A 23049-nucleotide genomic window follows, 5' to 3' on the forward strand; every position below is an offset into this window, starting at 1 on the left:
TCAGCGTTTCTCTCCACTTAATTGGGCAAGCAGATGGCGATACGCCCGGACACCACGAGTATTCGGATCTAACTGGTGGGGAAATATTCCCTCATGACTGGCATCACGCAACCGGGTATCCACTGGAATTGCTTCATCCCATAACGCTCCCTGATAGGTACGTCGCATTTCTTTGAGGCTGGTTAATGAAGCGGATGTACGCCGATCGAACAGCGTCGGAACGATTGTATATGGCAGCTCACGCTTTTGTGACTTCATGACCATTTTAAGGGTATGCACCATTCGCTCCAGACCTTTGAGCGCCAGGTGTTCAGTCTGGGTTGGAATAACCAGCTGCTGGCAGGCAGCAAGGGCGTTGACTAACAGGACTCCCAGAATAGGCGGAGTATCCAGCAAGGCATAGTCATAATCATCCCAGAGCTGCGCCAGGCTCCTCGCGAGTACCAGCCCCATACCGTCCTGACCACTTACCTGCCGCTCAAGAGTGGCAAGGGAGGTTGTCGCAGGAAGCATAGAAACATTCGGCAAGCTGGTTGGCTTCAATGTATCGCGGATGTAATCCACATTGCGCCAGCGTTGCTCAAAGAATAAGTGATACAGACTTCTTTCAAGACCGTCCGGGTCCTGGCCAAAGTAACTGGTCAGAGAACCATGGGGGTCGAGGTCTACCAGAAGCACACGGTGCCCCTGGTCAGCCAACAGCCCCCCCAAAGAAACTACCGATGTCGTTTTACCCACCCCACCTTTCTGATTGGATATCGACCAGATTTTCACAATAGTATTCCTCTCCGCTCAAAGCAGAACGTCTGCTTATCGCATGAATCTCAATGCCCTACCAGAAACCAAGCAAATATCATGTCAGTTTTAAAATAAACTGGTATTTACGGTCAGAAGTTCACCTGCAACGGTGGGTTGTCAGGCAATGAGCTAATGAGCACAACCCAGATTATGCATAGCACAGAAAGAAGCGGCAAAAGCCTGCCGTGTGAGTGGAGTTCCAGACAGAGTCAGAGCTGACTCATGAACTTACTAACATCATTAAGTGGAAGGACACGATCAGCTAACCCTGCATTGATCACAGCCATCGGCATTCCATAAATAACGCAGCTCTGTTCATCCTGAGCCCACAAGTGACCACCCGACTGTTTGAGTAACCGGGCTCCTTCACGCCCATCTGCTCCCATCCCCGTCAAGACAATGCCTAACGCCTTACTACCGTAATGTTTTGCAGCAGAGGCAAGAGCAACATCGACACTCGGTCGATAGCTTACCCGCTCGTCACTTTCCAGAATATGAATCGATCCACCGTGGCGTTTATCAACAATCAGCTGCTTGCCCCCCGGTGCAACATAAACGTGCCCCGGCTTTAAAACATCACCCTCTTCTGCCTCTTTAACACTTAACGCACTGAGATTATTCAGCCGCTCAGCAAACGCTGCGGTGAACGAAGCAGGCATGTGCTGCACGATAATAATGGGCTTGTTAAATCCTGCAGGCAAACTCTTGAAAATATTCTGCAGAGCAGCAGGGCCACCGGTGGACGTACCAATGACCACCAGTTCAAGATGACGCGGTACCGGCTCGTTCGCCCCTGCCGCAGTGGGCGTCTTTTTTTGTGAAGGTTGAGATGGGGAGGTTGAAACCTGCGCTGTGCCCTTCAGCTGCCCCCTCGCTACGCCAATAATTTTTTCGGCAAGTAACTTACGGATAGAGGCTGCGTTGCGGGCAATAGCATCGAAATTCTTCGGTAAAAAATCGACGGCTCCAGCGTCCAGAGCATCCAGAGTTACCCGGGCACCTTCAAAGGTCAATGACGAAAACATCAGAACTGGCACCGGGGTCGATGCCATTATTTTTCGTACTGCGGTGATGCCATCCATGACAGGCATCTCGTAATCCATGGTGATTACGTCAGGTTTGAGTTTGTCATTCAGCTCAATGGCCTGAAGTCCGTTTTCAGCAACGCCAATGACCTCAAGACGAGGATCGGCATTGATAATATCTGTCACCCGGCGGCGGAAAAAACCTGAATCATCCACCACCAGAACTTTTAAAGCCATAATACTTCCTGTGTCAGGCCGCGCTCGATTGTCGAGTCGCATAACGCGTCAGCATGCTTGGAATATCAAGGATCAAAGCAATGCGGCCATCACCTGTAATGGTTGCTCCAGCCATCCCGGCGGTACCGTGGAGCATTTTCCCGAGTGGCTTAATAACCACTTCTTCCTGACCAATTAACTGATCAACGACAAAGCCGACTTTGTTTGTACCTACCGAGACCACTACCACATGAGCGGACTCGTCGGCTTTCGCAAACTGCTCGCCTTTCACCAACCAACGCTTGAGATGAAACAGTGGAATAGCACGTTCACGCACAACCACAACTTCCTGCCCATCGACGACATTGGTCTGAGTAAGATCCAGGTGGAAAATCTCATTTACGTTCACGAGTGGGAAGGCGAACGCCTGATCTTTCAGCATTACCATCAGCGTCGGCATAATCGCTAGCGTTAAAGGCACTTTAATACTGATCGTTGTACCTTCACCCTTGAACGAGTCAATCGATATCGTACCGTTGAGCTGTGTGATTTTTGTCTTAACAACGTCCATTCCCACGCCACGGCCAGAAACATCGGATATCTGTTCTTTAGTGGAAAAGCCCGGCGCGAAAATAAGATTAAAACATTCATTGTCTGTCAGGCGGTCTGCGGCATCCTGATCCATAACACCTTTTTCTACCGCCTTGCGTCTCAGAACATCAGCGTCCATACCGGCACCGTCATCCTGAATCCGTAGCAGAATATGATCGCCTTCCTGCTCTGCTGAGAGAATGACCGTACCCACGCGACTTTTGCCACTGGCTTCGCGCACATCTGGTTGCTCAACGCCGTGGTCTACCGAGTTACGTACAAGGTGAACCAGTGGATCTGCGAGTGCTTCCACCAGGTTTTTATCCAGATCCGTTTCTTCACCACGCAATTCGAGGTTAATTTCTTTCTTAAGCTGTCGCGCAAGATCCCGAACAACACGGGGAAAACGCCCAAAGACTTTCTTGATAGGCTGCATCCGCGTTTTCATAACGGACGACTGAAGATCACCTGTGACCACATCCAGATTGGCGACCGCTTTCGCCATCGACTCATCGCTGCTCTTGAGTCCCAGACGAACCAGACGGTTACGCACCAGCACCAACTCACCCACCATGTTCATGATGTCATCGAGGCGCTTAGTATCAACACGAACAGTCGCCTCGGCCATGGCCTCTTTTTCGTTCTTACGAGCGTCCGGTTTTGCTTTTGGTGCAGAGGCCGCTGCAGGAGCGGAAGATTTAGCCGCAGGTTTTGCTGCTTCAGGCTTGGCTGCCGGTGTAGCTGCTGGTTTAGGCGTTGCTGCTTCAGGCTTTTTAGCGCCGGTTTCTTCTGGCGCTTTCGCAGCAGGAGGTTTAGCTCCTGCCGCAGATGAGCCCTGTGGTGCCGCTGTGTCTGTTGCACCAGGCTTACCTTTTCCGTGTAAGCGATCAAGCAATTCTTCAAATTCAGAATCGGTGATCAGGTCACTGTCCCCTGCTCCCGCCGGCGACTCTGGAGTAGCTGTTTTTTCTGGTTCTGCAGGTGCCGGGGCTTCTGGCTTATTCGATGCCGACGAATCGCCGGGCTTACCTTTTCCATGAATCTGATCCAGCAGAGCTTCAAATTCATCTTCTGTGATTTCATCGTCAGACGCTGATGCAACAGGTCCACTGTCTGTGTCGAACAGATCATCTCCACCAAAAAGGTTATCATCATCACCAGTATTCTGTGCGGCAGCAGGGGCCTTCGTAGCAGCAGATGCAGCATCAGATTTTTCATCTAACGCATCAAGCAATTGCTCAAATTCATCATCGGTGATGTCGCCGTTGTCCGCATCCGCTAAAGTGCCTTCTGCAGAAGGCGCTTCAGCTTCTTCGACTACTGATTCTTCCACTGCAGCAGCTTCAACTGCTGGGGCTTCGTCCTCAGGCAATGCCAGATGATGCAAATTATCCAGCAAGCTCTGCTCTGCGGGCTCTGGCATTTCACCAGAACGCACACAGTCAAACATTTCATTCACGGTATCCAGAGCACTGAGAACCACATCCATCAGGTCTGCATTCACCGATCGTTTGCCATTACGAAGCGTATCGAACACGTTCTCAGCTGCATGGCAACAATCAACCAGGGGGTTCAACTGCAAAAAGCCTGCACCGCCTTTTACCGTATGAAAACCACGGAAGATTGCGTTCAGGAGATCCTTATCGTCTGGACTGTTTTCCAGATCCACCAGCTGCTCTGACAGCAGTTCCAGGATTTCTCCCGCCTCTACGAGAAAGTCCTGGAGAATCTCTTCATCAGCATCGAAACTCATTCAACCGCTCCTCTAAAACCCTAAGCTCGACAACAGATCATCGACATCATCCTGGCTACTTACTACACCATCGGCTTTGCTATCGGTCTGCGGACCTTCAGGGTTAATGTCCGGGCCGCTATCGGGCGCCGGCGTACTTTGTTCAAACTCATGGTTGATGCCAGTAATCTGATCAACCTGCCCTGCCATTGAGACCAGTGTGACCAGTCGCCCTTCCACATCGCGGATCAGATTGATCACTTTGTGAATGACCTGCCCGGTCAGATCCTGAAAATCCTGGGCCAGAACAATTTCAGAAAACTGTTTTTTTATTTCCGACGAATCTTTAACGCTGCTGGAAAGATATTCATCAATATCACGACTGAGTTCGCGAAATTCGGAGGTATTCATTTCGCGTTTCATAAATCGTTTCCAGCGAGCAGAAAGTTCCGCTGCCCGATCGCCCATGGCGCCCGCCAAGGGGCCACCAGCATCGGCAATATCCATCGTACGATTGGCTGACTTATCCGTCATTTCGAGAACGTACGTCAGCTTATCGGTTGTCTCAGTGATATCAGACGCGGCACCTACCGTATCGACATTCAGATTCTTGATCGACTCATGCAAGGCACGGGTCAGTCGTCCGATCTCGTTATACAGTGTGCGGTCGCGCAACTGATTAAGGTCGTTTACCAGAGCAACCGCTTTACCAATATCTCCCTGCTCAAGCTGTTCAAGCATATTCTCAGCAAGCGAGCGTATCTCCGAGCCGACCTGGTTGTCCTTATTGTCCAGGTTTACATCCACCATGGCGCTACCTTTAATCAGCCTTCGACGCGTTCAAAAATCTTGTCGATTTTTTCTTTAAGTACTGCCGCAGTGAAGGGCTTAACGACGTATCCGTTCACGCCCGCCTGTGCCGCTGCAACGATCTGATCGCGCTTGGCTTCCGCAGTGACCATCAGAACTGGCAGAGTTTTGAGGCGCTCGTCTTCCCGCACATGCTTGAGAAGATCCAGGCCTGTCATCCCTGGCATGTTCCAGTCGGTGACCAGAAAATCGAAGTCGCCATTCTGCAGCATCGGCAACGCTGTTGTGCCATCGTCTGCCTCCTGAGTGTTGGTGAAACCAAGATCACGCAGCAGGTTTTTGACGATACGTCTCATTGTTGAAAAATCATCCACAATGAGAATTTTCATGTTCTTGTCCAAAACGACCTCCAATATACGACTTTTACAAACCAAGCCGGTCCTGAATTAAGTTTAGACCCAGTTAGCGGTTTATCCAGAAAGAGAGAGAAAGAATAGAAAAGAATAATGACGGCGTCTGATATGGTCTGAAAGCGCTGGACGCGCCGGTAGGGAAAAATCAGGCCCAATCACTCAGACGCGCGCGTAAACGGTGTGTGGCTTGAGAGTGCAGCTGACTCACGCGAGACTCGCTGACGCCTAATACAGCGCCAATTTCTTTGAGGTTCAGCTCTTCGTCATAGTAAAGAGCAAGAACGAGCTGCTCGCGCTCTGGCAGGCCTGAAATGGCTTCCGCCAACTGACGACGAAATGCATCCCTCTCCATGCCTTTTCCGGGCCCGGGGGTGGAGTCATCCATCAGATCGGGAGAACTGTCGTTTTCCAGCAACTCTTCATAGCTGAACAGACGACAACCCGCACTATCCTTCAGTATCTGGTGGTACTCGTCCTGGCTTATACCAAGGACAGCCGCAACCTCACTGTCGTCGGCATCACGACCTTTGACTGCTTCAACCTGTTTAATCGCATCCTGGATACGGCGGGCGTTGCGATGCACTGAACGGGGTGCCCAGTCACCTTTGCGTATTTCGTCGAGCATGGCCCCACGAATCCGGATACCGGCGTAGGTTTCGAAGCTCGCGCCTTTGCCGCCATCGTATTTACGCGCAGCTTCAAGCAAACCGATCATGCCCGACTGGATCAGGTCATCTACCTGCACACTGTCCGGTAAGCGTCCCATCAGATGATGAGCAATCCGCTTCACCAGACCCGCGTGTTCCCGGACCAGATCGTCGAAATTAGTATTCTGAACGTCGGAGTACACCAGACAACTTCCCGTCGACACCCGTCATGCTCCTACCTGATCAACCAGCCGGTCCACGAAGAACTCAAGATGTCCGCGTGGCGTGGATGGCAGCGGCCAGCTGTCTACTTTCTTGGCTAACGCCCGGAAAGACGTCGCTGCTTTTGACCGTGGATAGGCTTCAATTACCGCCTTCTGACGCTGTACCGCTCGCTTAACCGCATCGTCAGAAGGAACTGCGCCAACGTATTGCATAGCAACATCAAGAAAACGATCAGTGACTTTGGTCAGCTTGGCAAACAAAGCCATACCGTCCTGCGGTGACTTCACCATATTGGCAACGACACGGAAACGGAACAGACCGTAATCGCGGTTCAGAAGTTTAATCTGAGCATACGCATCCGTGATCGAAGTCGGCTCGTCAGTCACGACTACCAGTACTTCCTGTGACGCCCGGACAAAACTCAGGACGGTATCTGAAATCCCCGCTGCCGTATCGATGATCAGTACATCAATATCGTCGCCGATATCGCTGAACGCCTGAATCAGCCCGGCATGTTCCATTGGATTCAACTGCGACAGTTTCTGGGTCCCCGAAGAGGCAGGCACAATTCTGATACCACCGGGGCCTTTGACCAGAACTTCTCTCAGGTCACACTCGCCCTGCAGCACATTTTCAATTGTCTTGTTCGAGCTGATACCGAGAAGAATATCGATATTTGCCAGACCGAGGTCGGCGTCAAGAATAACGACACGCCGGCCCATTTCAGACAGGGCAATACCAAGATTTACGGAGACATTGCTTTTGCCAACACCGCCTTTACCGCCGGTGACTGCTATGACCTGTACAGGATGACTCGCCATCTTCAATTAAACTCCGTGTTGAAAGCTTTGCTGTTGTGTTGCCATATTCATTGCTTCTGCCGCCTGCCAGCGCGTACGCGCCATTCGAGCCATCTGCTCAGCCAGATTGACCAATCTCGATGCATCCGGGTAATGCAGATCATCCGGGATGTGAGGGCCGTCGGTGATCAGGGTCAGTGGCAAGCGGGTCAGAGCGGCAACACTGAGGCCAGCCCCCAGGCTGAAACACTCATCCAGTTTGGTGAAAATACAACCATCCAGCCCCGCTGGCTTGAAGTGCTCGTAGTTCTCCTGAAGGCAACGCGCCTGACTTGTCAGAGGCAGCACCAGAAACTTACGAACATCACGACCAGTCTGTTTAAGCATAGACAACTGTGACGAAAAATGTGGGTCCTGACTGGCAAGTCCAGCACTATCGATCAATACCAGTTTCTTCTTGCGCAGCGTGCTGAGCGTTTTCACCAGATCACCATTCTGCAGCACCACTTTCATCTCGACACCCAGAATCCGGGCGAACGCCTGAAGCTGGTCATGCGCTGCCATACGATAGTTATCAAGCGTCACAAAGGCGACCGAGTCCGGCCCATGGCGCTGAACAAATCGCGCAGCAATTTTGCCCAAAGTAGTTGTTTTGCCTGCACCGGTCGGACCGACCAGGGCGATGGTTCCGCCCTTTTCGAGTACGCCCTGAGGCAGTAACGGCAAGTCGCTCTGGATGACACCCAAGGCGGATTTCCAGGCCTGTTCAAGGTCACCGCTCTGATCACTCATGCTGACCACCCTGTCCGCCCACGCTGGCTCAAGACCAATATCCTGACAACGCTGCCACAACTGCGACTGCTGCCAGGTCAGAGGGCGACGGGTATCCCACGCACTGCCCTGATGACTGACCAGCCAGTCTTTCAGCTCGCGCAGTTCACCCTGCATTTCCTGCAGGCGGGTCTGGTAGGTTTCTTCTGATTGTTTACGCGCTTCAACAGCCTGCTCCGCCAGTCGGGTAGCGGCTGCCACATCCGCTTCAGTGCGACTCACCTGAGCTGACGCTTGCTGAGAATCTCTTTGCTGAGGTGCATAACGCGCCGCAGTGTCAGCTGCATATTCCTGACGCTGAGCGGCACTCGCCCGTGCTGCCTGCTTCGCTGCTTCCAGCTCACGCTGAAGGCGCAGCTGACGATCCAGTTCGCTCTGTTTTGCCGAATCGATCTCTCCCAGCATCTCGCTACTGGCCACAACTTCCATGCCGTTATCCAGGCGTCGGCTGGATACAATAACCGCATCCGGGCCCAGCTCAGCCGACACCATTTTCAGTGCCAGCTGCATGTTGTCTGCGACGAAACGTTTTACCTTCATAATTCAGCCTCGTTACGACTTGCCACCAACGGCAGCAACAATCGTAATGCTCTTGTTGTCCGGCACTTCCTGGTAAGCCAGTACGTGCAATTGCGGAATACTGTTCCTGACGAACTGCGACATCGCCGGACGTAATTGCGAAGTCACCAGAAGCACCGCTGGGCGGCCTGCCGCTTCTTGTGTCTGCACCGATTCATTCAGTGAGCGTTGCAAGGTATCTGCCATGCCTGGCTCAAGTACCAGACCTTGCTGGCTACCCTGTTGCGCACTTTGCTGTAAGCTTTTCAGCAATAATTGTTCCAGCCCCGGATCCAGCGTCATAACCGGTAATTCGTCGGTATTTCCGAAGATATTCTGAGTAATCATGCGGGCCAGAGCCAAACGAGCGGCAGAAACGAGAGCGGCAATATCTTGACTCTGAGCCGGAGAGTTCGCCAAAGACTCGGCGATAGAACGCAGATCCCGGATAGGCACCTGTTCACGCAGCAGGTTTTGCAGGACCGCGAGAAGCTGACTGATGCTGACTTTGTTGGGCACCAATTCTTCGGCCAGTTTCGGAGATGTCTTCGCCAGCATATCGACCAGATGCTGAGCATCCTCATGACCAATTAATTCATGAGCATGAGTCTGTAATTTCTGGTTCATATGCGTTGCGACCACGGTACTGGCATCGACGACGGTATATCCAAGCGTTTGTGCCCGGTCTTTCAGATCTGGAGTGATCCAGTAAGCTTCCATACCGAAGGCTGGGTCGGTCGTCGCCATACCTTCGATTTTGCCGTATACCTGGCCTGGGTTAATCGCCAGCTCACGCTCAGGATGAATTTCTGCTTCCGCCAGCGTCACACCCATCAGGGTGATCCGGTACTGATTGGGCAACAGATCAAGATTATCCCGGATATGTACCGACGGAATAAGAAAGCCAAGTTCCTGCGACAGCTTGCGACGAACGCCTTTAATGCGGCTGAGTAGTTGCCCGCCCTGGTTTTTATCCACCAGCGGAATCAGCCGATAACCCACTTCAAGTCCAACGCGATCCACAGGCTCCACGTCGTCCCAACCTAACTCTTTAACTTCCAACTGCTTCATCGCCTCGGCGGCTTTTTCCTGCGGCGCCGCTAAGGCATTCCCCGCTCCTGCACCGGCACCTTCAAGCGCCGGGGTCTCTTTTGGCTTCCCACCCAATCGTCGTACGACTGCATCGCCCAGCTCTCCGCCTTCTTTTTTCCAACGAATAACATAGGCAGCCAGGCCAGCAACAAGAGCGGCACTGATAAATACCGTGTGTGGCATTCCCGGAACAACACCCATTAACAGAAGTAGACCGGCAGACACAGCAAGCGCGCGGGAAGAACCAAACATCTGGCCGAAGACCTGCTGCCCCATGTCTTCGTCACCGCCATTACGGGTGACCATAATGGCCGTTGCAGTCGACAGCAGCAGTGATGGAATCTGAGCGACCAGACCATCACCAATCGCCAGCAGCGTATACGCAGATACTGCATCACCAAAGGTCAGGTTGTGCTGAGCCATACCGATGGCAAAGCCACCCACCACGTTAATGATCAGAATCAGAATGCCAGCGATCGCATCACCTTTTACGAATTTGCTGGCACCGTCCATGGCACCATAGAAGTCCGCTTCTGCGGCAATATCTGAACGACGTTTTTTCGCCTCTTCGGCCTCAATCAGGCCGGCATTCAAGTCAGCGTCAATGGCCATCTGCTTACCGGGCATAGCATCCAATGTGAAGCGCGCGCTCACTTCTGAAACACGGCCAGCACCTTTGGTCACCACCACAAAGTTGATGATCATCAGAATCATAAAGACCACCAGACCCACGGCATAGTTACCGCCGATCAGCACCTCACCAAATGCCTCAATTACTTTACCCGCAGCATCGCCACCTTCGTGGCCGTACAAGAGTACAACCCGGGTAGAGGCCACATTGAGCGCCAGACGCAATAACGTAGCGATCAGTAGAATGGTCGGGAAAATGGCGAAATCTAACGGGCGCTTTGAATAGACACTGACCAGCAGTACGACAATCGATAAGGCAATGTTAAAGGTGAAAAAAGTATCCAGCAGAAAGGGCGGCAGTGGCAGCGTCATCATGCCCAGCAACACCAGCAGCATGACCGGAATGCCGAGATTGCCCTGCATAAGGATTGAGGCTCCGCTCTTCAGTTGTCCGACTACATTGCTTCCGGAGGCCGCTGCCATTTAGATACCCGTCAAAAAAATGTTCTACCGACTGGGTATCGCAAGAAGTGTTCCCGTTTTAATTCAGACAGTCATTTTTATCGAACTTTTTAAGTTATGAAGGATCCGGGTCGACTCTCAGATCACGAGGAATTGGCATATCAGGCTTACGTTCAGGCTTCGGCCCTTTACCTTTGGCGAACTGATCCATCTGATAGATATACGCCAGTACCTGCGCCACGGCGACATAGAGCCCTTCTGGTATTTCATCGCCGACTTTGGTGTGTGTGAAGAGCGCCCGGGCCAAGGGCGGAGCCTGCATCTGAGGTACGTTATTTTCTTTAGCGATTTCACGAATTTTTAAAGCAACCCGATCTGAACCTTTCGCCAGCAACACAGGCGCAGCACTGGCGCCCGCGTCATAGCGTAGCGCAACCGAGTAGTGAGTTGGGTTAGTAATTACAACATCTGCTTCAGGCACATCAGCCATCATACGGCGCTGAGCCACTTCCCGTTGTAACTGACGAACCTTACTCTTAACCTCAGGCTTACCCTCGGTTTCTTTATATTCGTCTTTAATTTCCTGCATCGACATACGCATCTTCTTTGTGAAGCTGTATATCTGCCAGGGCACATCAACAATGGCGATCAGTGCCGTAGAGGCACACAGGGCAAGCACACTCCAGATAATGATAGTGACGGCATGGTCAATCGCGGATTCGGTGTTCTCATACTGAATGCGCATCGCATCCTGAAAGAAGAACATAAGCGTCAGCCAGGCGACGGTACCGACAACCAGTACTTTCGCCCAGGCCTTAAACAGTTCAACCAGAGAGTTGGCAGAGAACATCCGCTTCAGACCACTCAGCGGGTTTAAACGGTCGAGCTTCGGTGTGATAGCTTTCCCTGAAAATAACCATCCCCCGACTAAAAGTGGGCCGGCGAACGCGGCGATCAATACCACCACCAGCCAGGGCGCGAGCGCAATGGCAGCTTCAAGTGCAGATGCATCGAGATACGATGTCATCATACCGGTATCAAACGCAGTATCCCGATCAAATGAAAATGAATGTTTAGCCATCGCAGCGATGCGCTCTGACATAAAGGGACCAAACATCAGCAAGCCGGCAGCCCCCATGACCAATACCATGGTGGTGCCCAGTTCTTTAGATCGGGGAACCTGGCCTTCGTCCCGCGCCTTCTGCAAACGTCGGGGGGTGGGTTCTTCTGTTTTTTCCTGACTACTATCCTGCTCTGCCATAACAACCTCTAGAGAGTGATCAGCTTCTTCAGGAACTCGAAGAGAACATCCATGTAGCCATGAAAGCTAGATGCCATCTCATCAATGTTCAGCCACATAATTAACAGACCAACGATCATGGTCACCGGAAAACCGAGCGCAAAAATGTTCAGCTGCGGGGCCGCCCGGGTCATGACACCAAATGCCAGGTTCACAATGAGCAGCGCGGTCATAGCAGGTAGAGAAATCACCACCGCGGCAGCAATCATCCAGCCACTCCAGTTGACCAGGAGTCCGAATTGCTCAGCGGAAAAACTTGCCATACCAATCGGAATAGAGCGAAAACTGTCGACCAGTACTTCAATCAGTACCAGATGCCCGTTCAACGAAAGAAATACGAGGCTGACCATAAACAGAAACCACTGCGAGATCACGACCACCGAAGCGCCCTGACTGGGGTCTACCGTGGTCGCGATACCCAGGCCGGTCTGCATCGCGATCAATTGCCCGGCAATCACAAACACCTGCATGAGTAATTCGGTCACGAATCCGAGTAAAACGCCAATAAGTAGTTGTTGCAGGATAATAATAACGGACGCAAGGGAGATGGCTTCGACCATAGGAATCGGCGGTAACAGCGGTACGACGACTAACGTAACTGCAACGGCAAGAAGCAGGCGTACCCGCATTGATACCATGCGGGTACCGATCAGGGGCATCACCATCAAAAGACCGGATATCCGCGCAAAGGGATATACGTAACGAGTAATCCAATGGCTGATATCCAGAGCTTCGAACTCAATCACAGATCACCCGATCAGGAACGGAATATTAAGATAGATTTCGCGTGTAAAATCGAGCACAGCGCTGACGGCCCAGGGGCCAAACATGATCATCGCCAGCAAGGTAACCACTAAACGCGGCAGGAAACTCAGTGTCTGCTCGTTAATCTGGGTGGCCGCCTGAAAAGTACTCACCATCAGACCGATAATCAGACTGGGAACAATAATGACAACAACAATGGCCAGCACGATGTAGAGTGCGCTGGTAAAGATATCGCCGATGATCGCTTCAGACATTCTGGCCTCCTGCTGCTGGTAACGTCTTCATAAACCCCTGCCTATATCGTTCCGAAACTATTCGCCAGAGTGCCCATGATTAATGCCCAACCATCAATCAACACGAACAGCATGATCTTAAATGGCAACGATATAATGATCGGAGAGAGCATCATCATACCCATCGCCATCAGGATACTGGCAACGACAAGGTCAATGATCAGGAACGGAATAAATATCAGAAAGCCAATCTGAAATGCCGTTTTCAGCTCACTGGTAATAAACGCCGGAATCAGGATATGAATTGGTGTTTCTGCCGGACCTGCAATATCAGTACGACCACTGATGCGCACAAACAAATCAAGATCCGTCTCACGTGTTTGCGCGAGCATAAACTCGTGCATGGGCACTGCAGCTCGCTCTAGCGCTTCAAGCGGTGCAATTTCTTCAGCGAGATATGGCTGAATCGCCTCAGCATTCACGATGCGGAAGACAGGCATCATGATAAACAGCGTCAAAAACAACGAGAGGCCAAGAAGTACCTGATTCGATGGCGTCTGCTGCAGGCCAATGGCCTGTCGGAGAATCGCCAGTACAACAATAATTCGGGTAAATGACGTCATCATAATGAGCAGCGACGGTAATACCGTCAGCAGCGTCATTAATACAAGGATCTGGATAGTAACTGAGTACTGACCACCGTTGTCATTGGCGGTATAAACAACGGCAGGAATACCGCCAGGGCCAGTTACCGGGGCCGCAGGGTCTGCGCCGAAAGCGAACGCCGGCATCATAAGAAACAGAGGCAGCCAACGCATCAGAGTCTTCATTTGCGTACGGCCTTCTTCAGAATATCGGCAAAATCAGCGGGCTTATTTTCTGCAACATCAATCGGTTGGTCCAGCGTTGCCAGCGTGTTAATGCCGTGCGGTGTAATACCAATCACAAGCTGTTGTTCACCGGCCTGAATAATGGCCACTTTTTCGCGCTGCCCTAAGGGTAGTACCGCAAGTGTTTTCAGGTGTTGAGCACCGCCTGTCCACTGACCAACGCGGGTTTTATTCACCAGCCAGGCCAAGCCAACAATAAGACCAAGTATCAGGATCAGGAAAAGCACGACCTTTCCAGCACTGGCCATCGGTGTCGCTTGCAGCATAGGCGTCACCTGTTCTTCAGCGAACGCCATGCCGGGCAGCAAGAGTAAAAATTTAGCGCAGGCGGTGTATACGTTCACTCTGACTCACCACATCCGTCAGGCGGATACCAAATTTATCGTTAACCATGACAACTTCACCGTGCGCAATCAGGGTTCCGTTCACCAGTACATCCAATGGTTCACCAGCAAGACGATCAAGCTCTACAACAGAGCCCTGATTTAACTGCAGCAGATTCCGGATAGGTATTTTGGTCGCACCTACTTCCATTGAAATACGAACCGGAATATCGAGGATGACCTCCAACTCAGGGTTATCACCATTGCCACCGGGGCGACCTTCATCCTGCAGTTCATCAAGTTCAACCTGCTTTACAGGGTCAGGCTCTGGTTCAGGTTCTTCATCATCTGTTTCTCCCGCTTCTTCCATGGCAGCGGCCCACTCATCGGCCAGCGCCTGATCATCTTCTTCACCTTCCGCTGCACTTTCCTCGCCGCTGGCCTCTTCAATACCACCCGCTACTTCATCAGCAAGTTTCTGAGGATCTAATTCTTCTTCGGGTGACTGATCCTGATCTTTTTCGTCACTCATAACCTGCTCCTGTCAGCGTTTTCTGTGAGAAATCTGTTCTTTAATTTTGACAGCCAGATTCTCATTGGATATGCCCATTTTCCCGGTAAAGATTGGAATGCCATTCGCTTCCAACACAAAGTCTTCGGGGATTTCAATCGGTATGACATCACCGGTTTTTAATGCGGCAACTTCTCGTAGTGTAATGTCGCGCTGCGCCAGTGTTCCGTGTATTTCGACGGGAGCCTCGAGAATGTCCTCACGCAGCGACTGCTGCCAACGTTCATCAACGTCGTCCACGTCACTCTGGAAACCAGCGTCCAGAACCTCGCGCATCGGTTCAATCATCGAATAAGGGATAGTCAGGTGGAGGTCACCACCACCGCCATCAAGCTCAATATGGAAGGTACTGACAACTACGACCTCGCTTGGACTGACGATATTGGCCATGGCTGGATTTACTTCCGACCCCACGTATTCAAATTCAACAGGAATCACCGGCGACCAGGCTTCCATCATGTCGTTGAATACCTGCGTCAGAATCAACTGAACAACCCGAACCTCTGTCGGCGTAAATTCACGTCCTTCAATCTTTGCATGACGCCCATCGCCGCCAAAAAAATTATCCACCAGTTTAAAAACCAGCTTGGCATCAAGAATAAATAGTGCCGTACCACGCAAGGGACGCATTTTCACCAGATTCAGACTGGTAGGTACATACAGAGTGTGTATGTACTCACCAAATTTCATAATCTGTACACCGCCAGACGCGACATCAGCGCTGCGACGCAGAAAATTAAACATGCTGATGCGGGTGTAACGTGCAAATCGCTCATTGATCATTTCCAGCGTTGGCATACGTCCGCGGACAATACGGTCGTTGCTGGTAAGATCGTAGGATTTGATTCCGGCCGCATCGACCTCTTCTTCAGGGCCAATGTCGCCGTCGTCTACACCATGCAATAAGGCATCAATTTCATCTTGCGACAGTAAATCCTGCACACTTAATTCCTACTGCATTACAAAGTTGGTAAACAGCACAGCTTCGACACCGTCAGAGCCTGCTTCCCGTTCCATCATTTCCGTGATCGCGCTTTTCAACGCATTTTGCAGAGCAACCCGTCCTTCGGCTGTTCGTAATTTCGCGAACTCCTGGCGGCTGACGATATTGATCACCTCGTTTCTCACCATGGGTTCATGCAATTCAAGAGCATCTACGATGGATTGCTGACGCGTCATAATTTCGATGCTTGCCTGTACATATCTCTGACGCGTACCGACCTGAAAGCTGATGACGAATTCTGGCTTCAGTTTGACGTACACCGCAGGAATTTCAGGCTCTTCAACGACCTCTTCGACCACTTCTTCGTCTGTGACCTCTTCCTCTTCGCCACCGAGTAAGAAGAAGGCTGCGGCACCGCCGCCCGCCAGTAAGACGATCAGAACGATGGCGATGATGATAATGAGCTTCTTCTTACCACCACCCGACTGTTCTTCTTCGCCTTCCTGACCTTCCAGCTTGAGGTCCTGTTCTTTTGCCATTTGGGAATCTCCTGTATGAAGTCAAATTTGCAAAGCTTGTGCCACGTTTTTTCGCCAAAAAAATGACATCAAAACCCTACGATAAGTCTGACTTCAGTGTAGAAGTAAATTGCTGTGGCAGCCGATGGAATTGGCCAATCAAACAGAGGACGCGAAGAAACCGATGGGCCGGAGTCTCAGTTAGCTATAGAGAGAATGGCAATGTCAGGCCTGACGCAAACACTGCAGGCCTGACCGATCTGGTTAAGCGAATGTATCCAGTAGGGAATCAGGGGCCGGTGTATGAGCCTGATTTATGCCGACTACCTCCTCCCCTTCAGCGCCAGATCCGCCAGCAAAACCCGCATTTGAGCCGTCAGAGTTATCAGAAGCACCGCCCCTACCTTGACCACCACTGTCGGCAGAAACACTGAACTCACTCAACTCAATCCCCTCAGCAGCAAGTGCATCCCGCAGCCGCTGGGCGCTGTTGTCGAGTACATCTTTCACCTGGTGACTCTGTGCAGACACCTGGACACTGGCTTGATCGTTCTGTACCTGCATACGGATTTCGAGGCTGCCCAACTCAGGAGGGTCAAGCTGAATACGCGCCTGCTGAACATCGTTCGCGACCATAGTCATCAAACGAGCACCTAACGCTGGCGTCCACTCCCTACGGTCCTGCCCAAATTCCAGTCGCTCCCGGAACTGGCGCTGGAGCTTCTGCTCAAAACCTTCCTCAAAACTGTAGTCTTCTGAGACGAGTTCTTCGGTTGGGCTCTCTGCATTAATCATGTCTGCATTAGCGGCGGCAGCGGTCGTCGCTGCGGCTGGCTGAGACTGAACCGCTGCAGGCGTTACAGAGGCTTGTGTCATCGATGCCCCTCCCTGACTGTTCAGCATACTCTCTCTGAAACCGGACGTTTCCAGGCGCGTATCATCGGCAGTGACTGGTTTAAATACGTCACTGACCAGTTCACTCTCGGCTTCTTCTGAAACGGGTTCAGCGCCATTAGCTGTCGCGGCGGTAAGTTGCGGCTTACCTGAGATTCTCTGATCACTCTGCTGGCGCATCTCGCCAGAGTTCTGGCTGCGTATCGCATTCGCCATCGGCGAAACAGTCGCGACCGCAAGCGGTGAAGCAGTATCTGTCACACGATCCGAAGGCGTGGCTAGTGTAACGTTAGCCGATGCATCAAGATCAGCACCGTCAAAGTCTTCAGCTATATGACCGCCTGACGCCACTTCTGTATCGGCGTAACGCACTGAAATGTCTTTTCCTTTCTGAATCTGAGCCATCAGGGTGTCGCCCATCAGCTCCTGGCCTGATGTATCAACAGGCTCACCAGTAGAGAGAAGCGAGAGGCTTTCCCCCGACAATGCGGTGTCCTTGTCGCCTGATAAACCGAGCGGCAAGTCCAGCGGCAGATTTTGCCCCTCTGAGATTGCCGCCAGGGCCGAAGGTATGCCGCCAGTTTTTTCTGTATCCAGCGGTTGAAGCTGCATCTCATCAAGCAAACTTGAAAAGTCACTCAGGCCAGAGGCCCCGTCACCACTGAGCTTCAGGTCCTGAAAGTCGATATTTCCGCCAAGCGACATCAGCAGTGACGCCATCGGGCTGTTTGGAAGAGAAGGGTTCATCCCGGTCTCCTGTTATCTGGGTTACCGGGGATATCGCAAAAGGTGGGCCAGTTTTTAATGAAGAGCTACAGAAACTCGCTCAATTGTTCGCGAACATGGAGATAGGATTGCTCCAGACGATCAATCGCGCCACCAAGTTGGTTTACAGCACCATCAATCGCCATCTTTTCTACTGTGTGCGCTTGCTCTGCTAAATCAACCGCGCAGACATTGCTGCTCGCACCCTTAAGACTGTGCACAGTCATCCGGACACTTTCGCAATCCCCCTCACTCAAAGCCTTTCGCATGTCTGGGAAACGTCGGTCGCTATCGCGGATATACAACTCAATAAGAGGCTGAAACTCCTCCTCCATAATCTCCTTAAGCATGTTCAGCGACTCAAAATCAATCATGTCGCCTGCTCCAGTGGCCATTGAATAACTACAGACACCTCGTTACCTTTGCCGCGATACTCAATCGAATCACAGATACTTTCAATGAGAGGGATACCTCTGCCTGAGTAATGATTTCCATTAGCTTCCCCTGCATTATGTCGCTTGTAATCAAAGCCATCACCACTGTCTTCCAGGGTCAGGGTCAGAGTGCCACTATCACCTACTCCGGTATGATGCATATTAATGCGGACGAAGCCTTCCTCAAGTTCAGCCACACGCTTCTCTCTCTGACGGTAGTATTCCATAAATCCATCCGGAGATTGTTTCATGGAAGATTGTAGCCCTAACACGCCATGCTCAAAGGCGTTAGAGAATAGCTCAGCAACAACAGTGTATAACTGCCCGCCAATCGCCCGTAATCCCGGAACCTCCATCATTATATGATTCATCAGCGGCACTGGGTTGAACGACTTTAAGGTCGACGCCTCCAGTCGGTATTCCATACTCCAGTCTCGTGGTCCCTGAGATATGCCGGCTTTTGTAACACCACTTTCTTTTTCTTCGCGGAGCGCATCAGCCATGACAACTTCAATCAGCGTAGTGTCATCATCCTGCTCTGAACCGTCAACAAACTTATCCACGGCGCGCTGTATATCATCATAGACATCGCTGGCATGGGCCGAGTCCCGAACAACGTTCAGTAGCCTTTCTTGACCGAACATTTCACCGTCAGAATTCCGTGCCTCTATGATACCGTCTGACCAGAGGAATAAACGATCCCCGTTCGCCATTGGAAATTCCGTCATCTGGTCATTGAACTTATCGGCAGACATCACACCAAGAGGCAGATGACGCGAAGACAGTGTCTCGATCATTTCGCCATCGTTACGCAGCAGGTAGCAGTCCGGAACGCCCCCCATCCAGACGCTGGCGGCCTGACGATCGGGTGCCAGATCTACTGCAGCGGCACAGCAGAAAAAACCGACGGGAAGAATACTTTTCAATTTCTGATTAATCTCACGAAGTACTTCACGTAAGCCGAAACCCTTTGCCGTCATACCGTAGAAAATATCAGCCATCGGCATTGCACCAATTGCAGCCGGAAGGCCATGCCCGGTAAAGTCTCCGAGCAGTACATGCATCCCGCCACCGGGCTTACGGGCTGCCAGCAGAACATCGCCATTAAAAACGGCTAATGGAGACAGTTCGTAACGGATATTCGGGGATGTCAGACAGCCTGCATGAGCGACGTTATCATATACCGCCTTTGCCACTCGTTGCTCCTGCAACATATGACGGTTGACCCGAGCAATTTCATCACGCTGATTCAACAGCGTGCGATGCATCTCCGACATGCGGTGGTAAGAGTCAATTTTTGCTTGAAGAACAACATGATTATAGGGTTTGGTGAGGAAATCATCCCCCCCTGATTCGAGACAATCTGCCAGGCTCTGTGCGTCCGAAAGTGATGTCAGAAAGATGACAGGAATGAAATCTTCTTCGGCTATGGATTTGATCTGGCGGGTGGCCTCCTTTCCGTTGAGGCCGGGCATCATTACGTCCATCAAAACAATATCAGGGCGATGCTCCGTGAAGATATCTACCGCTTCAAATCCATTTGTTGCTTCTATTACATCGTTTCCCTGGTTGCGGACTACGCGTGATAACACTTTGCGATCAACGCTGTTATCGTCCGCGATCAGGACCTTATAAGCGGTCATGATTACCTGTTACTGAATAGTGAAAAGTTGCTCAAAGTTAGAAATCGCTAATATCTTACGAACATCGTCATTACAGTTCGTAATTGAAATTTCAGAGTGGTCGCCTCCCGCATGATCGCGGAGCAAAAGCAGCATACCCAACGCCGAGCTATCGAGGTAAGTAGCACTGCCCAGATCAACAATATATTTCCGCACCTTAGATGCACTTTCATAGGCATCGCGAAACTCCTGATGAGCACTGAAATCAAAGCGTCCGTCAACCTGAATGACCAATTCCTGGCCGTTACCCGCCAATGTTGCACGTACAGACATGCGACTATCTCCTGAAATAAATCCCGTACATTAGGTTTAGCACAAGCCACAAGAAGTGGTCATAGCAATCGTGCTTTTTTAATCATTTCTGACGCAATTCCCGTCAAAGGAACAAGTTCATCAACCGCCCCCAGCTCATACGCTGACTTTGGCATCCCCCAAACCACGGAAGAGGCTTCATCCTGGGCCATGGTCAACGCACCTGCGTCATGAAGCCGCTTCATAGCGACTGCGCCATCCGCGCCCATACCCGTCAGCATCACAGCCACCAGGCGCTTCCCCCCAGCAACCTGTAACAGTGAATCAAACATTGCCTCCACTGAAGGTTTATGAAGATTCTGCTTGGGGCCATCGTCGACGATGGTAAATAGCTGATCACCTTTCCGCCTGAAGCGCAGATGGCGCCCGCCCTGAGCAATGATCACTCTACCGGGGATCACCTCCAGATCATTTCTCGCTTCAAGCACTTCCATCGGATAGCGGTTATCAAGGCGTTTTGCCAACGAGGCACTGAAGACTTCAGGAATATGCTGACTGATCACTATTGGTGGGCAGTTAACAGGTAGAGTAGAAAGAACCTCTGATATCGCCTCAGTCCCGCCAGTAGAAGATCCGACAGCGATAATACGCCTGTAGTTATCATTGGTCTCACGTGTCACAACTCGTGTCGTTTTCTGACTTCTGGTCGTTTCAACAGCAACAACCCGTGCCTGCGATGCAATCCGGACTTTATTACACAGCGCTTCGGCGAAATCGTAAAAATCATCAGGACTTTGTGCTTTTGGCTTACAGATGTAGTCAACAGCCCCCATCTCCAGCGCCTCCAGCGTTTCAGGCGCACCCTTCTCGGTGAGAGTCGATACCATCACTACCGGCATTGGTCGAAGACGCATCAGATTGCTGAGAAACTGCAACCCATCCATTCTTGGCATTTCAACGTCGAGCGTAATGACATCCGGGTTCAACTGTTTAATTTTATCGCGTGCAATCAGTGGGTCGCTGGCCACTCCGACCACATCGATATCCTCAGTACTGTCAAATACTTCACGAAGCATTTTTCTGATGAGAGCGGAATCATCAATGATCAAGACTTTAATTTTACTCATACCCGTTCCCCCTCAAAAAAGATCAATACCGCTGTCTCCCTGCTCCATGTCTTCCATTTTAACTTTGCGGCTATATTCCGTTTCACGTTTCATCAATGTATCGTTCTTAACATTCGAGATGCGGCGCATTTTCACCGATCCCGTGTCGGGGAAATACAGAACCTTACGGGCGTATACATCACCGACATCAGCACTGGCAATTTCGAGCCCTTCGTTATGCAGATAGTTGTATACAAAGAGGATGTTCCGCTGACCAATATCACTCATGGAAGCAATCATCTGACCGCCACCAAAGAGCTTCACTTCAAGATTCTGACGGCGACCACCGCGCTTGAGTATTTCGTTGATCAGAAATTCCATCGCCCACGTACCGTATCGCGAGTTCTGGGTCACTGGGTTAGATCCCCAAACATCACTGGAGTGCTCACTCTGCTCCGGAAGCATAAAGTGATTCATTCCGCCGATTCCCAGCTTACGATCACGAATACACGCTGAGACACAAGACCCTAAAACGGTCGCAATCATCTCTCCTTGTGTCGAAACGTATAGTTCACCGGGAAGAATTTTGGCGGCCCAGGTGTTGTGAACCCCGTCCCAGTATCGCGCGACATGTTCAAAACCACTGAGAGGTTTCGGTTCGGGTGGGCGCTGATGCATAGGCAGATCCCTTAGTAAATTTTCTGGTATATGGTATTACCCAGCGACTTGAAGCGGTCTGTAAGACCGTTCAGTGATTCTGAGTGACCTATGATCAGATAGCCCCCTACCGGTAGATAATCAGCATAGCGATTGAACAGGGTTTTCTGAGTTTCTCGATTGAAATAAATCACGACATTACGGCAAAAAATAACGTCGAATTTGCCTTTCATTGGCCAACCTTCCAGGAGGTTCAGACGTTTAAAATGCACGAGATCACGTATGCTCTTTTTCACGCGAACCTGGTTACCAGTCCGGTTCTTTTCAAAGAATTTTTCAACAGCATCATCTGGCACAGACATCAGACTGTCTGCAGGGTAGACTCCCTCAGCGCCCGTACTGACGACGTTAGAATCCAGATCAGTCGCCAGGATTTTCACGTCAAACGCTGAAGCCATATGCGCTTCAGCCAGAGTGAAGGCGATGGTGTACGCCTCTTGTCCGATGGAACAACCAGAAGACCAGATTCTCACCTTCTTATCTGATTTTTTCTTCAATTCCGGAATGACTGTATCTCTTAAGAAATCAAAGTGATGCGACTCCCGGTAAAAAGACGTCAGATTGGTTGTAATTAAGTTGATGAAATTAGTCGATTCATCCCGAAAGTTGTCTTTCAGGTACTCCAGATAATCAGCAAAGTTCCGGTATCCCGTCTGACGCAGCCTGCGAGCGATACGTCCATACACCATATTCGCCTTATGACGGCCCAGAACGATCCCTGTATGCTTAAGAGCAAGAGCGGCGATTTCGTCAAAATCGCGCTCTGTCATTAAAAACTCCTTGTCGGCTAACAGGGGCTTATCAGACACATGTGCGTTCATACCTG

Annotated in this window: 24 protein-coding genes; all 24 read right to left on the minus strand. The window is 51.1% G+C overall.

What is annotated here, in order from left to right:
• Nucleotides 1–774, minus strand: coding sequence for a ParA family protein (locus BW941_RS07060; RefSeq protein ID WP_076514912.1), 774 nt, complete (start codon nt 772–774; stop codon nt 1–3).
• A gap of 233 nt (nt 775–1007) precedes the next feature.
• On the minus strand, nt 1008–2060 hold the full coding sequence (locus BW941_RS07065) for a protein-glutamate methylesterase/protein-glutamine glutaminase (RefSeq protein ID WP_076514913.1): 1053 nt from the start codon (nt 2058–2060) through the stop codon (nt 1008–1010).
• 13 nt (nt 2061–2073) lie between these two features.
• The gene (locus BW941_RS07070) at nt 2074–4383 is read right to left on the minus strand and encodes a chemotaxis protein CheA (protein ID WP_076514914.1); all 2310 of its coding nucleotides are present in this window, start codon (nt 4381–4383) and stop codon (nt 2074–2076) included.
• Nucleotides 4384–4395: 12 nt separating this feature from the next.
• Entirely contained in the window at nt 4396–5172 is a 777-nt protein-coding gene (locus BW941_RS07075; RefSeq protein ID WP_076514915.1) for a protein phosphatase CheZ, read from the minus strand.
• A gap of 14 nt (nt 5173–5186) precedes the next feature.
• Nucleotides 5187–5561, minus strand: coding sequence for a chemotaxis response regulator CheY (gene cheY / locus BW941_RS07080; RefSeq protein ID WP_436286953.1), 375 nt, complete (start codon nt 5559–5561; stop codon nt 5187–5189).
• Nucleotides 5562–5730: 169 nt separating this feature from the next.
• Nucleotides 5731–6438, minus strand: a complete 708-nt coding sequence (locus BW941_RS07085) for an RNA polymerase sigma factor FliA (protein WP_302473559.1) — start codon at nt 6436–6438, stop codon at nt 5731–5733.
• A gap of 21 nt (nt 6439–6459) precedes the next feature.
• The gene (locus BW941_RS07090) at nt 6460–7278 is read right to left on the minus strand and encodes a MinD/ParA family protein (RefSeq protein WP_076514917.1); all 819 of its coding nucleotides are present in this window, start codon (nt 7276–7278) and stop codon (nt 6460–6462) included.
• Nucleotides 7279–7284: 6 nt separating this feature from the next.
• Nucleotides 7285–8628, minus strand: a complete 1344-nt coding sequence (flhF, locus tag BW941_RS07095) for a flagellar biosynthesis GTPase FlhF (RefSeq protein ID WP_076514918.1) — start codon at nt 8626–8628, stop codon at nt 7285–7287.
• Nucleotides 8629–8640: 12 nt separating this feature from the next.
• The gene (gene flhA / locus BW941_RS07100) at nt 8641–10851 is read right to left on the minus strand and encodes a flagellar biosynthesis protein FlhA (RefSeq protein WP_076514919.1); all 2211 of its coding nucleotides are present in this window, start codon (nt 10849–10851) and stop codon (nt 8641–8643) included.
• A 94-nt stretch (nt 10852–10945) separates the two neighbouring features.
• Nucleotides 10946–12091: a flagellar biosynthesis protein FlhB gene (gene flhB, locus BW941_RS07105; protein WP_076514920.1), complete on the minus strand. Its 1146-nt coding sequence runs from the start codon at nt 12089–12091 to the stop codon at nt 10946–10948.
• A gap of 8 nt (nt 12092–12099) precedes the next feature.
• Nucleotides 12100–12876, minus strand: a complete 777-nt coding sequence (fliR, locus tag BW941_RS07110; RefSeq protein ID WP_076514921.1) for a flagellar biosynthetic protein FliR — start codon at nt 12874–12876, stop codon at nt 12100–12102.
• A 3-nt stretch (nt 12877–12879) separates the two neighbouring features.
• Complete coding sequence (locus BW941_RS07115) at nt 12880–13149, minus strand: flagellar biosynthetic protein FliQ (RefSeq protein ID WP_076514922.1); 270 nt, start codon at nt 13147–13149, stop codon at nt 12880–12882.
• A gap of 41 nt (nt 13150–13190) precedes the next feature.
• Nucleotides 13191–13958, minus strand: coding sequence for a flagellar type III secretion system pore protein FliP (gene fliP / locus BW941_RS07120; protein WP_084188738.1), 768 nt, complete (start codon nt 13956–13958; stop codon nt 13191–13193).
• On the minus strand, nt 13955–14362 hold the full coding sequence (fliO, locus tag BW941_RS07125; protein WP_084188740.1) for a flagellar biosynthetic protein FliO: 408 nt from the start codon (nt 14360–14362) through the stop codon (nt 13955–13957). Before fliO ends, fliP begins: the two co-directional genes overlap by 4 nt.
• Entirely contained in the window at nt 14337–14873 is a 537-nt protein-coding gene (gene fliN / locus BW941_RS07130) for a flagellar motor switch protein FliN (RefSeq protein ID WP_076514923.1), read from the minus strand. The genes fliO and fliN overlap by 26 nt, the downstream gene beginning before the upstream one ends.
• A gap of 12 nt (nt 14874–14885) precedes the next feature.
• On the minus strand, nt 14886–15854 hold the full coding sequence (gene fliM, locus BW941_RS07135) for a flagellar motor switch protein FliM (protein WP_068442311.1): 969 nt from the start codon (nt 15852–15854) through the stop codon (nt 14886–14888).
• A 9-nt stretch (nt 15855–15863) separates the two neighbouring features.
• Entirely contained in the window at nt 15864–16394 is a 531-nt protein-coding gene (locus BW941_RS07140; RefSeq protein WP_068442309.1) for a flagellar basal body-associated FliL family protein, read from the minus strand.
• Between the two features lie 243 nt (nt 16395–16637).
• A complete protein-coding gene (locus BW941_RS07145) occupies nt 16638–18014 on the minus strand; it encodes a flagellar hook-length control protein FliK (protein WP_076514924.1) in 1377 nt (458 codons plus the stop codon).
• Nucleotides 18015–18079: 65 nt separating this feature from the next.
• Entirely contained in the window at nt 18080–18406 is a 327-nt protein-coding gene (locus BW941_RS07150) for an Hpt domain-containing protein (RefSeq protein WP_076514925.1), read from the minus strand.
• On the minus strand, nt 18403–20109 hold the full coding sequence (locus tag BW941_RS07155) for a fused response regulator/phosphatase (RefSeq protein WP_076514926.1): 1707 nt from the start codon (nt 20107–20109) through the stop codon (nt 18403–18405). Before BW941_RS07155 ends, BW941_RS07150 begins: the two co-directional genes overlap by 4 nt.
• Nucleotides 20110–20118: 9 nt before the next feature.
• A complete protein-coding gene (locus BW941_RS07160) occupies nt 20119–20421 on the minus strand; it encodes an STAS domain-containing protein (RefSeq protein WP_076514927.1) in 303 nt (100 codons plus the stop codon).
• Nucleotides 20422–20480: 59 nt separating this feature from the next.
• Nucleotides 20481–21527, minus strand: coding sequence for a protein-glutamate methylesterase/protein-glutamine glutaminase (locus BW941_RS07165; RefSeq protein WP_076514928.1), 1047 nt, complete (start codon nt 21525–21527; stop codon nt 20481–20483).
• A 12-nt stretch (nt 21528–21539) separates the two neighbouring features.
• Nucleotides 21540–22184, minus strand: a complete 645-nt coding sequence (gene cheD, locus BW941_RS07170) for a chemoreceptor glutamine deamidase CheD (RefSeq protein ID WP_076514929.1) — start codon at nt 22182–22184, stop codon at nt 21540–21542.
• A gap of 11 nt (nt 22185–22195) precedes the next feature.
• Nucleotides 22196–22993: a CheR family methyltransferase gene (locus BW941_RS07175; protein ID WP_139325781.1), complete on the minus strand. Its 798-nt coding sequence runs from the start codon at nt 22991–22993 to the stop codon at nt 22196–22198.
• Nucleotides 22994–23049: the final 56 nt, after the last annotated feature.

This window comes from Thalassolituus maritimus, assembly GCF_900156675.1.
Classification (GTDB): Bacteria; Pseudomonadota; Gammaproteobacteria; order Pseudomonadales; family Oceanobacteraceae; genus Thalassolituus; species Thalassolituus maritimus.